General features: G+C 45.1%; 20 protein-coding genes. All 20 read left to right on the top strand.

Annotated features, from left to right (window positions below):
• Positions 1–8: 8 nt before the first annotated feature.
• Positions 9–1,310: a CpaE/TadZ family protein gene (locus B0W44_RS15720; protein WP_077720850.1), complete on the top strand. Its 1,302-nt coding sequence runs from the start codon at positions 9–11 to the stop codon at positions 1,308–1,310.
• A gap of 17 nt (positions 1,311–1,327) precedes the next feature.
• The gene (locus B0W44_RS15715; RefSeq protein WP_077720849.1) at positions 1,328–2,698 is read left to right on the top strand and encodes a TadA family conjugal transfer-associated ATPase; all 1,371 of its coding nucleotides are present in this window, start codon (positions 1,328–1,330) and stop codon (positions 2,696–2,698) included.
• A complete protein-coding gene (locus B0W44_RS15710) occupies positions 2,695–3,591 on the top strand; it encodes a type II secretion system F family protein (protein ID WP_077720848.1) in 897 nt (298 codons plus the stop codon). Before B0W44_RS15715 ends, B0W44_RS15710 begins: the two co-directional genes overlap by 4 nt.
• A gap of 40 nt (positions 3,592–3,631) precedes the next feature.
• On the top strand, positions 3,632–4,435 hold the full coding sequence (locus tag B0W44_RS15705; protein WP_077720847.1) for a type II secretion system F family protein: 804 nt from the start codon (positions 3,632–3,634) through the stop codon (positions 4,433–4,435).
• A gap of 115 nt (positions 4,436–4,550) precedes the next feature.
• On the top strand, positions 4,551–4,772 hold the full coding sequence (locus tag B0W44_RS15700) for a hypothetical protein (protein ID WP_077720846.1): 222 nt from the start codon (positions 4,551–4,553) through the stop codon (positions 4,770–4,772).
• A 124-nt stretch (positions 4,773–4,896) separates the two neighbouring features.
• Complete coding sequence (locus B0W44_RS15695) at positions 4,897–5,238, top strand: DUF4320 family protein (RefSeq protein WP_169835629.1); 342 nt, start codon at positions 4,897–4,899, stop codon at positions 5,236–5,238.
• 37 nt (positions 5,239–5,275) lie between these two features.
• Complete coding sequence (locus B0W44_RS15690) at positions 5,276–5,497, top strand: hypothetical protein (RefSeq protein WP_077720844.1); 222 nt, start codon at positions 5,276–5,278, stop codon at positions 5,495–5,497.
• Between the two features lie 33 nt (positions 5,498–5,530).
• Positions 5,531–5,773: a hypothetical protein gene (locus tag B0W44_RS15685; RefSeq protein WP_077720843.1), complete on the top strand. Its 243-nt coding sequence runs from the start codon at positions 5,531–5,533 to the stop codon at positions 5,771–5,773.
• Between the two features lie 77 nt (positions 5,774–5,850).
• Positions 5,851–6,330 (top strand): DUF488 family protein, N3 subclade, encoded by a 480-nt coding sequence (locus B0W44_RS15680; protein WP_077720842.1) that lies wholly within the window; start codon positions 5,851–5,853, stop codon positions 6,328–6,330.
• On the top strand, positions 6,330–7,001 hold the full coding sequence (locus B0W44_RS15675) for a hypothetical protein (RefSeq protein WP_077720841.1): 672 nt from the start codon (positions 6,330–6,332) through the stop codon (positions 6,999–7,001). Before B0W44_RS15680 ends, B0W44_RS15675 begins: the two co-directional genes overlap by 1 nt.
• Positions 6,982–8,079, top strand: coding sequence for a ParM/StbA family protein (locus tag B0W44_RS15670; protein ID WP_077720840.1), 1,098 nt, complete (start codon positions 6,982–6,984; stop codon positions 8,077–8,079). Before B0W44_RS15675 ends, B0W44_RS15670 begins: the two co-directional genes overlap by 20 nt.
• Positions 8,080–8,391: 312 nt before the next feature.
• Positions 8,392–8,784: a hypothetical protein gene (locus tag B0W44_RS15665; RefSeq protein ID WP_077720839.1), complete on the top strand. Its 393-nt coding sequence runs from the start codon at positions 8,392–8,394 to the stop codon at positions 8,782–8,784.
• Between the two features lie 480 nt (positions 8,785–9,264).
• A complete protein-coding gene (locus B0W44_RS15655) occupies positions 9,265–9,840 on the top strand; it encodes a hypothetical protein (protein WP_077720837.1) in 576 nt (191 codons plus the stop codon).
• Positions 9,841–10,353: 513 nt separating this feature from the next.
• Entirely contained in the window at positions 10,354–11,352 is a 999-nt protein-coding gene (locus tag B0W44_RS15650; RefSeq protein WP_077720836.1) for a replication-relaxation family protein, read from the top strand.
• Positions 11,346–11,534 (top strand): hypothetical protein, encoded by a 189-nt coding sequence (locus B0W44_RS15645; protein ID WP_077720835.1) that lies wholly within the window; start codon positions 11,346–11,348, stop codon positions 11,532–11,534. Before B0W44_RS15650 ends, B0W44_RS15645 begins: the two co-directional genes overlap by 7 nt.
• A gap of 50 nt (positions 11,535–11,584) precedes the next feature.
• On the top strand, positions 11,585–12,025 hold the full coding sequence (locus tag B0W44_RS15640; RefSeq protein WP_169835628.1) for a hypothetical protein: 441 nt from the start codon (positions 11,585–11,587) through the stop codon (positions 12,023–12,025).
• 12 nt (positions 12,026–12,037) lie between these two features.
• Complete coding sequence (locus B0W44_RS15635) at positions 12,038–13,744, top strand: type IV secretory system conjugative DNA transfer family protein (protein WP_228441258.1); 1,707 nt, start codon at positions 12,038–12,040, stop codon at positions 13,742–13,744.
• Between the two features lie 28 nt (positions 13,745–13,772).
• A complete protein-coding gene (locus tag B0W44_RS18695) occupies positions 13,773–14,015 on the top strand; it encodes a hypothetical protein (RefSeq protein WP_228441255.1) in 243 nt (80 codons plus the stop codon).
• A gap of 32 nt (positions 14,016–14,047) precedes the next feature.
• Positions 14,048–14,593 (top strand): S1 RNA-binding domain-containing protein, encoded by a 546-nt coding sequence (locus B0W44_RS15630; protein ID WP_228441252.1) that lies wholly within the window; start codon positions 14,048–14,050, stop codon positions 14,591–14,593.
• Between the two features lie 13 nt (positions 14,594–14,606).
• Complete coding sequence (locus B0W44_RS15625) at positions 14,607–15,311, top strand: hypothetical protein (protein ID WP_077720833.1); 705 nt, start codon at positions 14,607–14,609, stop codon at positions 15,309–15,311.
• The last annotated feature ends 366 nt before the right edge of the window (positions 15,312–15,677 follow it).

The raw sequence follows: 15,677 nt of genomic DNA, 5'->3' as shown, positions 1-15,677 counted from the left end.
GGATTATATTGATCACTATTGCAACGGGGGTACCGGCTTTAGATCACAAAATCGCTGAGACGTTCACCGAATCGACGATCCTGAAAACCGAAGATCAGTTGAACACACTCCACACACCGCTCGTTGTGTGGAGTTATTACCTGATAAACGGACGGAATAACGCGCAAAAGAAGGAACGGGTGCGGCAGTGGCTGGTACATTTCAGGCAGGAAAAGATAACATCCGTCTTTCTCTGTCCATATGAGGATTGGATTTATGAACTGGAGAAAGATGGTTTTACCGGATTGGTTCCGATAACAAACAACAACGTTCCGATTAAGCGGCTGTTCAACATCATTGAAGACTCGCTAAAACAGACAGAAAGGGAGGCAACGCCTCAATTAATCTTTACGGATGACCCGACTGAAACAAAACTTGAAGACACGATTCAGAAAACAAATGTGTGGGCATTTTGGTCGGCTAAGCCGGGAATGGGGGTTTCAACCTTAACGCAATCTCTTGCGATTGAATTGGCCAAAGCAGGACATAAGACACTGTTAATTGAGTGGGACACAACGTATCCGTCTGTGCCTTTTACCTTTGGTTTAGCCGACCGGACGAGATGCTTAGAAAAATGGGTAATGGATGTGGAAAGCGGGGTAAATCCCCGAATACAGGATTATCTGTTGAATAAAGAAAGATGGTTATCGGAGCATAAGGACAGAGGCATTCGGAAAGCGATTCAGAAACTGCCAGACAATTTTTACGTGCTGGCACCTTCTAACGAAATTAAACCGTGGGAACCTCTGACTTCCAAGGTAGGTACGATCAAAAAAACGCTGGAAGACGTAAAAGAACTCGGCTTTTCCATGGTGATTGTCGATGTTCCTTCTGAAGTGACCCATAGTGCTACGGCTGTCACGTTTCAAAAAGCAGATCACTCCTTTGTTGTGGTAGATGGTAAAGGATCACATGCCGTATTGACAAAGATGGCCGTAGATTTCATAGAAAAAGAGTTAGGCATCTCATTTCACTTGGTGTTGAATCGTGTAGATGAAGGAGAGGTTAAAAACATTCAAAAAGGGATGGACAAACACGCTGTATTGCATATACCGTTCGATACCTCCCTGGGGAAACGTTCACTGGAATTGAATCCAAGCCCGGGTGAAGAGTATCGCACGGTATTGATAGACTTCTTGCGAGATGAAGGATTCATACAGGAACCGGAAAAGAAGCGGAAGTGGTTGGGTTCCAAGGCGATGAAGAAAAGGAAAAACAAAGCGGAGGAAAAGCCGAATGAGCTTGCGGCTTTTCTAAAATTTTCTTCTTAAGACAGGAGGGAGCATGTGTGCAAAGTTGGAGCGATATTAAGCTAGCGATAGCTGATGAATCCAAGGATCAATTGACAGAGGAAAGCACTTTTGCGTTAGAAGGGTATTTTGACCGGTTACTGACTAAGGTCAGGGACTACTTGGGAACAGAACATCGAGAGCTTTTTGGCGAAGCGATCATGAATCCGGAAAGACAGGAACAATTAAAAGTCGTTGTGGAGGGGTATTTAAGGCAGGAATCGGTAGAACATCCAGGACTGAGCGTAGGAGAAACAGTGAAGCGTGTGGTGGACGAGTTGGCGGGCGTAGGCCCGCTGGCTCCCCTTTTTGAGGACGAAAATGTAACGGATATTTTAGTCAACGGACCGTGTGAAGTATATGTCAAAAAGAACGGTTCAATGTCATTGGATCCAAACATCCGGTTTCGTGATGAAGCTACTTTACAAAACATTGCAAGAAAAATGCTCAATGCAGCTGGAAAACAGGTGACTACAGCTGAGCCGATTGCCGACGCAAGATTACCAGGCACGCGTATTAATGTTGTCATTCCGCCTGTGGCACGAACCGGAACATCATTGTCTATTCGCCGATTCTCAAAAGTGAATTTGTCTGAGGAGAAGCTGATCAACAGCGGACTGTTAACAGAAGAGATGATGATACTCCTTAAATTATTGGTGAGGGGAGGGGCCAATATTGTCACGAGCGGGGCAACCGGCAGCGGGAAAACAACGCTGATCCGTAAATTAACGGAGTATATCCCGTTGCGTGAGCGAATCGTGACAATTGAGGATACAGAAGAATTACGTGTGAAAGACCATTATCCTGACAAAAACGTGATTGCGATGGAATGCAGGGGGACAGGGCAGGAAAATACTAATGTGAGTATGTCCCGTTTGGTTAGAAACGCCCTTCGACAGCAACCCAACCGGATTATCGTCGGGGAAGTGCGTGGGCCGGAGGCATACGACATGATCGAAGCGATGAACACGGGGCACACCGGCTCCATGACGACCTTGCATGCGAATAGTGCCCAAGACGCAATCAAACGCTTGGTTCAAATGATTTTGCGTGCAGGGTTAAATTTATCTGCTGAGTTGATCCGGGAACTGGTGATGGACACCATTGATATTGTCGTCTTCCAAGAGGAAATGTTTGACGGTACAAGGCGAATAACGCAAATAGCGGAAGTGACACCGGACGGCATCCGCGACCTTTACCGGTTTGACATTTCGGATGTGAAAAACGGGAAACCGTATGGAAAACATGTTTTCGTAAAGAATACAAGCCTCAGCGAAGGATTAACAGAAAGGTTATTAAGAAAAGGCATCACTGAAATGGAACTCGATAAGTGGATACCAAACGGGATGAGAGGGGGAATGGTCTCTTGATTGCCATTTTGTACACGATAGGTGCTATCGGGCTTTTTCTCATGCTGTATCTGATCATCCCCAAAAAGAAGAAAAGCATATGGTATACGGTTCAAAACGATACGAAGAATTCAAAGAAACGTTTTTCATTCTCTTTAACAATTAAATTCTTAAGATACATCAATGTAGGAGAGTTTATACACGAGGCAAAGAAAGTGGAGTGGAACGTGGCTGCGTTCGCTCCATTTTTATTATATGGGTGCGGTGTTGCAGGTGCTGTATTCGGCTTTATACTTGGAAACCTTTTGGCCACCATCGCGGGGATGCTCGTGGGTCTGTCCATACCGTGGATGTGGCTGAAAGAAAAACAAAATCAATTTCGCGATTATTTGGAATATCAGGTCGAACTGATGATATCTTCTGTTTCGAGTGCTTACAGTTTGAATCACAACATTGCCTATGCCCTGGACAAAGCAAAAGAGGATGTGGATGAACCGCTAAAAGGGCATTTAGATCGGGCAGTACTGGAGTACCGTTCAGGACGGCCGCTCAGTGAGATTATGAAAGATATGCAGCAGGGCATACAAGTAGAAGGATTTCAAACGTTTGCAACGATTATGAACTTGATTGAACAGTCTGGCGGTGAAGCGAGTGATGTCATTAAGAATACAGCACGTGTCATTCAACACAATCGCTTATTGCGGGCCGAGATGCGGACGGAATTAGCGGACTCACGTCAAGAGCATCGATTCTTGATTGGAGTTGCAGCTGTTGTACTTTTGTTTTTCCGTTTTATGCAACCGGATTTTTATTTATCTTTTGCTCAAACGGTAGTAGGTGACATTTTGGTCGGCGGGTTACTCCTGTACGTTGCCTGGAGTATTCAGCGTGTCGATCGAATCACCCAAGTTTGAACACTCCTAGGTAAATTTTTGATAAAAAGGAGGACCATTCATGCTTTGGTTTATAGGGGCGGTACTTTTGACCGCCTTGTTTGCTTTGTACATTCAACCAAAGGATACAGATACCCATAAACATCTGTACCGCTGGTTAAGAAACAAAGTACAGGTAAAAGAGAGCGTTCGGGATGAACTAGAATGGGAGTTTGAACGATTGGGAATGGATGACACACCGGAAGATGTCAAGGCCAGACAATGGCTTCTGGCTGGCGCGGCATTTATACTATTTGCCCTGCTCGCTCTTGTGTTTTGGCAGCCGATCTGGCTTCTGCTGGGTGTCGGGGTGAGCGGCTTCTTTTATGCCTTTCCGATGCTTTATGTCAATAAAGCTATTAGAGAAAAAGAGGAAGGTGTATTCGCGGAACTTCCCGATTTTATTGACTTAATTATCTTGCTTATGCGGGCGGGGCTCATTCCGTATGAAGCGATCAAGCAAGCAGTAAGCCAAACAAAATTTAAAGCTTTACAGCCTGATCTGGAAAGATTGTCTGTTGATTTAGACACAATGGACACTGAGCAAGCGTTAGAACGTTTTGCCTGTTATGTCGGCATTGTTGAAGCGCGACAGTTCGTCCGTGCGATTTGGCAGGCGGCGGCAACAGATCGTCAGCATGCTGATGAAATTTTTCAAAACCAATCCGAAGTGATGCGCCAGTTACGGCAACAAAGGATGCGAAAGATTATTAAAGAAAAACCGCTGAAAGTACGGTTTGTGTCCATGGGAATTTTCGCTTTGATACTGGCGATTCCGTTAGGGGTGTTTGCTATCAACTTCATTCAAATATTCAGTTCATTTTAAAGGGGGAAGTTAAGTGAAGACCATTCACGGTCACACTGGCAGAGCACCACCCTAAGACAGATTTAGGTGTTGTGCCGGTTAATTACTGAAAAAATCTTCAAGGAGTGTGAGATGATTGAAAAGCGTAATCGCGTGGCTTAAAAGTGAAAAGTCGGTATCGGATGTTACGACACAAGCGATGTTAATCCTGGGCGGACTGTTGGCGGCTGTTGGAGTTGTATGGCTGGTCATGTACTATGTCAAGCCGGCGTCTCACAATATCTTGACAGATATGGCCGATACATCAGAAGGCATGGATCCCGATACTCCTCCAGATATTGTGGATGGGTGGCAATGATACATGACAAGCAGGGCCATATGTGCCCTGCTTTTTCCCTTAGTGAAAAGGATGGTGAGGTGACGAAATGAGAGCTGTCGAATACGTGGTATTTATAACGATATTGGCATTTTTCTTTTTCCTTATGCCGGATATGATTCAGTATGCTAAAGTGACATTTAAAGCGAATCAGGTGGCAGACTTTGCAGTAGAACGTATGGCGATTGAAGGGGGATGGACAGAAGAGGTAGCTGAAGCGGTTCAAAACGAACTAAGAAGACATAACTTGGACCCTGATCGGTGGCAAGTGGAACACACGGCAGGTCGAGTTGGCGCTCCGGAAACCGTATACCTGAGAATGGAGCGGGACTACCACATTACCGCTTTTTATGTTTTTGGAGAATCCATGGGGCGGGCATTGGCGGACGTTTTAACACTGCCTGTGGTGGCGCAAAAGGTACAAGCGAGCCAAGTCTATATTCGTTAAAAAAGTAGGGGTTTTTCAAAAAAGGAGGAGAGACGACATGATGTTAGCCCAGAATAACCTGACCCCTGTGTTGCTGGGTGTGCATAACCGGAAATTGAGTGTAGCTCAAGCTGAGGAACTCATCATCAACCTGATTGAGATGGAAAAAAAGGCCTCGTTTCAACAAGGATATGCGAAAGGACAATTTGATTGTAAAGCATTGGTTCTGAATCACTTTAGAGCTCAATCTGATTTGACATTCAAAAAATCCGGTTTATGATACCGTTAACATCTTGTATAAGGGGTGTTTAAAGTGACGATTGAGGCAAGTGTTGAAATCGTCCCTGATTTTCTAAATCTGCATGATCCGTTCGTGTACAACCGTGAAACAGATAAGTGTTATGCGTATTTCGAGATTAGCGAAGCGGTCAAGATTATTCGTGAGTTATCGTTAAGTATGGGAATGCCGCTCGAAAAAGCCCTGGAAGAGTTGGAAATTCATAATGAGTCATTGGCAAATGTACAACGAATAATCGAGGAAGTTCAAAGGAAATAGCACATACGCCTCTTTTCCTGCTCAATTTAGAGCGGGCTTTTTTGTTTGGAAACTATTTTTCAACAGGGGGCACACTTATGACAGCTCTTAATCGTTCATTGTCGGGAAAATTGTTTATCTATCATGTCGACAAAGACCCGCCTGATCGGGACATCAATCTGCTCATTAAGGTGACGAACCGACAAATTCCTGGGTGGATTAATGTTCCAGGACTTTCACCAAGTGAAGAATTACTTAAACAACTTGAGAAGTGGCAGTGGGATTCAAAATGGCCAAGGATGTGGCCTAAATATAAGAAGCTGTATAAGCATGAACTCATCAAAATACCGTTAAAGAACCTACACTTAAGGCATTTGCTTAAACGGCTAAACCAAGGTTTTGATGTTGCGGTTGCTTGCGATTGCGGCGATGAACAACACTGCCACAAACAAATCATTGGGGAATGGATCAATCAACAGGGTATCCCGGTTGTACAAGGAAAGGAGATACGCAAGGAGAGAAAAAAGATATCCCCTTCAAACATAGAACAACTAACGCTGTTGGAGGTAGAACATTAGTGATACGTACTTTGGTTTCAAGTACCATAATCCTGGTGTTGTTCACTGCATGTTCCATTGCGGATAAGGATGCAAGTACGGTTGTAAAGGACACGATTGAAAAAACACTTGACCAACCGTCCGTATGGCACGGTTCTTATATTGTTAAAAGTGAAAGAGGCAGTACTTTACTGCATGTCAAATATGACGGGGAGCATGACGGCGATGAATACACCATGTCTATAGATACACAAGGGACAGGTTTTGGCACACTAGCGGAAGTGAAGAGAGAAAATGATGAGATTTACATCAAACTGCCAAAGTCGGGGAATTGGCAGAAGACAACGGCACAAGATCTCAAAATGTTAGGACTTGATTTTGCAAATAGTCCGATTGAATTAGCTAAAAGTCTCCGGGAACGGGATTTAACCATTCAGACAACAGATAGGCAGAATGTATACAAGATCCTTGTTAAGGACGAGAAAAAATTACCTGGCACCGAAAAGGTCGTGGAGGTTACGGGTATTGAGGATGTGGCACCCATTGATCCTGCGGAGATTTTTGTTGAAGTGAATCCGAACAACCAAACGGTGCGCTCACTTCATATGTCTGTGGTATATACGGATGGCTCCACCCTTTGGTATGACGTTCATCTAGAAAGGAGTAAAGGTGATGAAAAAGATAGCAATTGATCCCGGTTATGGTTATGTGAAAGGAATTGATGAGTTTAAAAACGCTGTTTGTTTTCCTTCCCTTGTAGCACCGGCACATGACCGTTCCATGGAAGAGGTACTGAGTGGCGTATCGAATGGGAATTCACTCAAAGAAATAGAAATTGAATATGAAGATGCGGAGGGAGTCTATAGGCTCTTTGTAGGCGACTTGGCAAGGGAAAGCCGAAACGCCACCTATTCTTTTGATCGGAATAAAGTGAATCATCTCAATACGAGAGTACTCATCGCGACAACAGCCGCTATTTTGTCTTCTGAGGGCGATCGGTTGTGGGTAGGGGTTGGACTACCCTTTGAGTATTTTAAAGCTCAGGGAGAGGAAATGAAGCGTCTCCTAATGGATTTTAATGCGAGGGTGAGGTTTAAGGGCAACGGTTACGACAGAAAAATTACGTTTGATCGTGTGTCGATTTATGCACAAGGTGCAACGAGCATTTACGACGCTCTCCTTTATCCAAACGGGGCTTTTCGATACCCTGAGTTGATGCGAAACGGAAGTCTGGTTGCCATGGTTAATTGGGGAACCCGAACGGCAGATGTTGTCGTATTTAAAAGCGGTCGTGACGGTTTTCGCCTTCAATCCGAGTTGTCATTTACACTTGATGATGTAGGCGCAATGGAAATTCGGCGAATGGTTCAGCGTGCTTTTCACAGCAAAGTAGGAGCACCAATATCTGTCATGGAAGCAGAGGACATTATAAATGATGACGGGATTGTTTTTTACGACGGAGTCGAGTACGACTTTTCCAACACAATAGAAGACAGCAAACGGCATATCACCCGTAAAGTATTAGACAGCCTACAAAACAGGTGGGGCAACAAAATAAGTTTTATTCGCAAAATCTTTTTTGCGGGCGGAACAACGGCGGATGTTGGGCACCTTTTGAGACAGCATCCGCTATCCAAACAAATTCATATTGTAGAAGATCCACAGTTGTCTGAGGCACGCGGTATGCTGCAACTTATGGAGATACAGCAACGACAAGATGAACCTAGAATGGAACAGGAAACACAAGACAGACTTTCGTATAGTGGGTAAATCTTGTTAAACAGCAGAAAGGTGCATCAGCAAAGGCTTTATTGCTCATTCTGCGTGAAATTGTTAAACAAACACGTTAACAGCTAAAACCCTTGGTACAAATGGGTTTAAAAGCTGTTTTTTTAGTTTTTGTTAAACAACAGTTTGATGGGAATTGGTTTGTTGTTGTACAGAGTGCGTGAAAAAGCTTAATGAGCGCTGTCATATCAAGCGATTAAGCTGTTAAACACTTTTGTTAAACATATCATGAAAAACAAGGGTATAAGGCCAATAGACACAAGGGTTGATACTGTTAAACAGGGAGGTGGTGGTATGCAGATCGGTTTTCGTCCGAATAAAAGGGTTCAATCCTATTTTGAAACCTTAACGGAAAGGGGTGAAAAGACAAGATTTCTAAACCAGGCCGTGGAATTTACCCTTACGTATAAAACGGCTTTTGAGAAACAAAGCCACATGATTGAGGTGTTGCTGGATCAACATCAGGATCTCATCAATAAGCTCAGTCGGTATGACGGAAAGTTGGAAGCGGTTGAACGGAATCTAAAAACGATATCTCAACAGGTGACCGAATTAAATAAGCAAGTCGCGATGTTAAAAGGTACGACAATCAAGCCAGAACAATCAAAACGAAGGGCTGAGAAACAGGAAGGCTTTGCGGACAATGTCGATTTTTTAGGGATGTCACTCGGCGATATATCACTTTAGAATTGATCAGAAAGGAAGAGTATAAAAATGTCCTTAAAAAAAATTCAACAGGAACCATTAAAATATTTGATTGTTTGGATTCTTTTACACGCGGTAGTGTTAACCGGATTCACATTTTTTATTATGACAACAGTCGCAACACCAATATTATATTTAACGGCGGTTTTAGTACCTGTACTCTATGTATTTGTAGTATTCTTTAGACTGGTTATCCAATGGATAAGCATATTAGTATATTTTAGAAAAAATAGATACAATCTTCTGTAATTATTATGAATACGTTAGCTGTAGCTGTTAGCATGTATTTTTATTTGAGCAGATCGAATTAGTTTTTCTTATTTTTTAGCGTCAAGACGGGTTTTAAGCAGATGGTGTCGGACAATAGAATCTGCGATGTTTTTCATGTCGAAGCATGTCGGACGACAATCGTTAGAATGCCTTTTTCGATAGGAAAACATAGTCAGACAAGGAGGAAAAGAAATGTTTTATAAACCATATCCCAAGTCTATCGAATTGGCTGAAAGGATGAGAATTGAGCTGTACCATCGGTGGCTGGATGCGCTGGAAGCGTATTACGAAGGGTATATCAATGATCATGCTGAATTGCCTGATGATGAGGTCGGACGCCCCTGTACAGTGAAGTGGCTGGATGGGTTTGGTTATCCGGTGCTTTCGGTTGAATACATGGGGATGCTTCCCCATTATGATGAAAAGATGAAAATTAAAGGCAAGGTTCGGGACATGTATCAAAGAGCGTTTTGGCTTGCCAAGTCGGGAATTCCCATTAAACATGAGTTTAAACAGGCCCACATTTATGTCATACATTATTTCCCTGACAGAATGGTTCGGGACTTGGACAACCGTTATACAAAGTTCCTGATAGATAATTTTAGACATGCTGGTTTTATCCCGGACGATAGTTGGCAACATGTATCGTGGACAGAAACAGGATTGTTGGGTAACGAGGCAAAAGTGGTCCTGTTTGTGGTTGATGATAAACATTTGGCCGATTTTGGTGCTAAACATATTGACCTGTTAAAAAAAACAATCCAGTGAAGTGGAGCGGAAAATGGAAAAACAGGCCAAAAAGAAAGCGGTAGAAATCGTAAATATTGACCTGGGAAAACCTTCTACGGATTATCCTATGAAAAGCCAAATGCGGGAATCGCTTTTTTAATGTCAAAATAAATCTTCTATTTGACACATACAGACGGGGTTAAAAAGCATTTTTTTTGTGTCAAATAAAGTCATTTTTTAAGAATGTTAATATGACACGTTTTAGAAATGTCAAAAACAATGGATTTCATAGTTGTAAAAATGCCTTGATGGCAATAAAAAGTTGTGGTCACCATTTTCCGTTAAACTTGATTTTTTCAAAAGGTGTATTTGACACGAAAAAACTGTCGAAAATCCAGTGAATCCTTTTATTATTTTCCATATCTTACGGAAAGGAACGTAAGTTCGTTTTTCAGTAAGTTTGGGAGTGTCTACCGTAAAAGTAGACACGAACAAACAGCCCCACAAGCCAAAATTTACGGTAAACCTTACCAACGTTGCAGGAGTGGTGGAATGGGAGAGCGGAAGACCATTAAGCGAGTGGTAGAAACGGATGAGGGAATATTGTATGACTTGTACCGGTTCCGGATCATGACCAGGGAGCAGATAGAACGGCTGTATTTTCGAGGAAGTAAGGCATATACGTACCGTAAAATGTACATTCTGCGAAACAGCGGGTACATTCAATCAAAAATCATCATGCGAGCCAAAAAGAAAGGGAGAGAACGGACCGCCATATACACCATCACCGACAAAGGAATCCGGTTATTACGGGAAAGGGGATTGATAGACGAGGACATTGAAGCAAAGGATTTAAGAATAGAGAGGCAGAACATGGAAGGGTATCTGGATTTTAATGACCTGTATGTGGCGTTAAAAAGAGAAGGCTACACCTTTTTGGATTCGCGGGCGTTAAAGAAGAAGTACCAGATGGAGCGGGGCGATTTGTGCAAAGGAGCCGTGGTGACAGAAGACGGACGAGAGTACCTGGTCTACATCGTCCGGGCCGGAGCAAAAGATCAGACCTTGCGCCGCATAATGAAAGAGATGAACAGAAGTTACCGGCAGATGGGAAAACGGCACAATCTTGTATTATTCAGGGGGTTGGAATCGTTTGACGCGTTTCGGACTATGTATCTCGCCAGCGACCGTGTTTTCGACACCGTGTGTGCCCTGCCGTACACCTATGCACTGAACGTACTCAAGCGATTTAAAACAGATCAAGAATTTGTGAAAACAATCACAAAATACGGGGAGGTTGAACCCAATCGAGAGCGTATGCCGGAGGAATACAAAAGACATTTTATTTTCCACAACGGGGAAAAGAAGTATGCGGTCAATTTGCTCATGAACGACCTGACGCTGATGGACCGGATGCGGCGGGACCGTCTTGACCGGAAAGCTGTGCTGTTTGTTTATGAAGCCTTTGCAGACCGAGTCAGAGAGTATTTGACAGGTGTTCAGAAAGTTGAAATCATCGAAATCACGGATCAGGAGTTGAGGCTATGCTGATCGAGCCGTTGCAGGACGTATGCCGCTTAATCAGCCGACCGGAAATTGAAGAAGAACGGAAAACATACACTGTCCCCCAGCAAGAAGAAATCTTTTCGCTGATGAAAGAGATCATGACCGATGACATGCATTTTGTTTTAGCGGTATACAACCGGACAGAGAAGGAGTATCTGGCACATTGATCTGGGACAAAATCAACCTTTTCCTTGCCCTGACAAGCGGAACCCTGCTCATGAGCGGGGCATGGCTTGTTCCCTCTTGGCTTTTGTGGATTATGTTGGGGATAAGTGTGTGGATAAGTATCTTCCACTATCTCAAGACCCGGAAGCAGCCGTACCTGCACATGGTAGCGGTTGCTCTTTATGTATCCGGCCTCGTTGGGGTATGGATCTACACCTTTTGGGATGAGCGGGACTTCATCGTCCAGCCCCTCATTGTCATGCGCGTGGTGTACGTTTTGTTCCTTTTCGTCATGCTCGGTTTGGTGGCCGTCTGGTGGCGCGCCGTGACCGCCTTTCAGCACAAGCGGGGCAACGTGGACAAAGAGCAACTGGTGCGGACGGACGAACCGCTGTCCGAAAAGTGGAGAAACATTCAACGCCGTTTCAGGGGTGAGAAAACAGATAACCAGGACATCTACCTCATCCTGGGGGATGAAGTAGAAGAGCGTTAGGGAGGTGGAAACGTGGACAACAAGATCATCTGGGGCGGTGACGATCCCTATACGCACATGCTCGTCGTCGGTCCAACTCGTACCGGGAAAACGGCCACTATATTAAAACCGATTATTTACAACCTCTTGGTACAGAAAGCGAGGGGGAAACCGCTTGGGCTGTCGGTTATCGAACCGAAAGGGGGCGTCGCCTTTATGGTGCGGGAAATGTGTGAGGAAATGGGATTGGATTTTGTGCATATTGACCCGTCCCAAAAGCGGGGATATGCCGTGGATACTGGTTATGACCCGTCATACGAGAGCCACCGGTTTAACCCGATGATTGGCGATGAGGATACCGTTGCTGAGGCCACCGTGGCCGTATTAAAGAGCCTTTTTGGCAAGCAGGAAGCCTTTTTTGCTACCGTTCAGGAAGTCTCTGCTCGGAATGTGACCAAGCTGTTGAAACGGCTTCATGGGGACCGAATTGATTTAGGTGATGTAGTCAATACCTTACGTGACCTGAAACTTCTGGAATACAAGGTGAATGAACTGATCCATCGGCAGGGCGAGGATGATCTGACCAAATTTTTCAAGACGGAACTGTTGGGGGCCATGAAAGACAAATACCGCCAGTTTGTAATCGGTCTCAGGGCACAGTTAGAGAACCTGACAGCGAACAGTCGTTTGCGAACTATCATGACCGGACAGTCCAGCTTTGACATGGACCGGCATTTTGAAAAAGGCGGTATTTTGGCGGTGAACACCGCCTTGGGGGAACTGGGGACAAGTGGGGATGCGTTTGGCCAGTACATCATCATGCACCTACAGGCAGGGACGTTCAGACGGGGCGGAACCGAAAAGACCCGTGTTCCCCATTTTCTGATCGTGGACGAGTATTCCCGGTATATTAACCCGGATATTGAGCGGTTTTTGAACATTGCCGCCGAATACCGGGTGGCCGGCATTTTTGCTTGTCAATCGTTGAGCCAACTGGAAGTGGAGACGGGCAAAATGAGTGGCAAGGCGGTGAAACGCGCGATTATAAACGGTTGCCGCAACAAAATCTGTTTTGGCGGTATATCGGCAGAAGACGCCAAGGAGTTCGCGGAAGAGTTTGGGAAGAAGCAGATTATCGTCCGACAGGCCACCTATGACACGAAGATCATCGGGGCGAACCTTTTTCCGTCTCACTACCGGGACACCGAGCAGGAGGAATATCGCTTCTTCTACACCCAGTTGATGGACGGGCTTCCCCGGTTCCACTTTGTGTACAAGCTGGTTCAGAACGGAACACCCCAACCGCCCAAGATCGGCCGGGGCCGTTTCGTCCCCCGTGACTGGAAAAAACAGCGGGAATGGGAGACGACCACCCGCCAGCCCAAAGGACTCATGCGCTTCTTTGCAAGAAAGCAATCGTCGGAACTGAAGAAGGAAACGGTCCCTAAACTGATCAGACATGAAATCGAGATCATCCCGCCGAAGCGGGAAAATAAAACCCGTTATATTCACCACGAAGACCCACATCCCATTTTCTTTGATGAAACGGTCAATCATTTCCGCCATGACCAAGGGGAAGAGAAACAACCTGAACAAGGCGGTGCCCATACTGACAGGGAAGTACGTGAGCCTTCACAAGATGATCCGGAGACAAAAGAGGTTTCAAAAGAGAGTCAAAAACAAGACGTGAAAAAGCATGACAGCACAAAACAACGAAAAATTCGGCAGGAACTTTTTTAAAATTTTTTAAGCAGGAGGATGATAAGATATGACAGATCAAATGTTAAATGTATTGGTTGAAGGGTTTGACCCTGAAAAGGCGGTGCAGAAGGAACAGCAAGACCAGTACTGGCAAGAGATTATTGCCGCCTACCAAAACCGTACGGTCTTGCAGGCAGAGATGTCGGGAATTGAACACAAACTGGGACAGCCGTGTGGTATAGTGCAAATGGGACACATTCGGGGTATATCCCTCTCGAGGAAACAGGATGCGACAACATCCAGGAATTGAGGGTTCTGTTAGGGACAAAGATTGCCTTTCGGGTGTTAAACTATGACCGGGAGAACGACGTGTTTACAGCTTCGCGCAAGGCGGCATTGGAGTTTATGGCCGCGCTTACCTGGAGCCGCCTGGAAGAAGGGCAAGTGGTGTTAGCCGTCGTGAGGAAAGTGTCCATGAAAGAAATGCGCGTGGACATTGGGGGGATCGGTGTCAAAATTCCGGTTCAGGAAGTAGATCACGGGTGGCTTGATGATTTGCGCGAACGGTATGCGATAGGGGATCACCTGAAAGTGAAAGTGATGGAAGTAGACAAAGAAAACGGACACGTGACCTTGAGTGCCAAAGCGTTGAAACCCTCTCCCTTTCCGGACTGTGCTAAACGGTATACCCCCGGTTCGGAGTATGCCGGAACTGTAACCGGAGTGGTGGAGTACGGTGTGTTTGTCAACCTGGAGCCGGGAGTAGACGTATCGACGCCCCACTTGAAATTTGAGAAACTTCGCAAAGGAGAGCGGGTGCTGGTGCGTATTCGGGACGTGAACGTGGATAAAGAGAAAATATATGGGAAAATCGTTCGGAAGTTGTAAGGGGCTGGACAAGATGTTCGTCAGTCCTTTTTCAACGCACCATGACTGGAAAGTGGGGTGGAAGCGGGAACGGGGAATGCCGCGCGACATCGACATTCCCAGGACATATTACCCCGTGTTGTACGCAGTCGCCACCATTGGCTGCGCGGGGAGCGTCCAGTTGAAAAACCTGTTCGGCCTCTATAACAAGAAGAAACTCAAGTCCCTGGCAGGAAGTTACTTGCTTTTAAAACACGAATTGTTTCAAGGGGACAAACTCATTCCGGTCTACACTTTAGGATCCAACGGCGTGCGTGAATTTCACCTGCCGCATAACTATTGGCTCAACTGGCAGGCAGAAGACGTTTTGAAACGTCTGGTCTTTTTCAAACTGTATGAAGTATTTTGGGACTATGAGCCGAACATAGTGCCCTCACCTGAACCGTTTGTGGGGGCCCTGCAGATTGGACACAAGCTGTATCACGTTTTTGTGGCCCGTGATGATGTATATGATCTGCTCTTGTACATGAAATGGAACCAGAACCCGGATCAACGGATCATAATAGTCACTGAAAAATTGGAACACCTGTCCTCTTTGAATCCGTTTTTAAATGGCGTCAAGATACGGGTGACCACGGATGAGGATTTGATCAACGAAGAAAGTATTGACCAGATGTTCTACGAATGGGATGCCGGAGATAACGTGTGGGTCAAGAATGAGTCGATTTACCAGAAATGAGGGGTTAGAGAAATCACTCGACCCTCTACATAAGGAGGATAGTAAAAGGATGGCATGAACCATCTCTGTTGCAACTTTTTGGGCAAAACCACAGAACTGATCCGCCGGTGCACGGGGAAATAACGTGCTAGTCGTCAAACCGGTATTGGTTACAGTACCACACAGATTGTCTTCCACAATGGAGATGTGTTGAAAGCTGTCTTGATTGACACCAAAACCATACTGGATTATTTTGATCGGACAAAGTTTATTGCTAACGAAGCGTAGTTTTTTCGACAGTACAATAGTGGGTGTATATCGAAAGTGACACAAGAACTAGCAGCTGATAAATGGTCAACCGGCCCATGTGGACGATCCCGTGATTGT

It is taken from the genome of Novibacillus thermophilus (genome assembly GCF_002005165.1).
Classification (GTDB): Bacteria; Bacillota; Bacilli; order Thermoactinomycetales; family Novibacillaceae; genus Novibacillus; species Novibacillus thermophilus.
The sequence above is the reverse complement of the archived record's forward strand: the minus strand, read 5'-3'. Positions and strand labels throughout refer to the sequence as shown.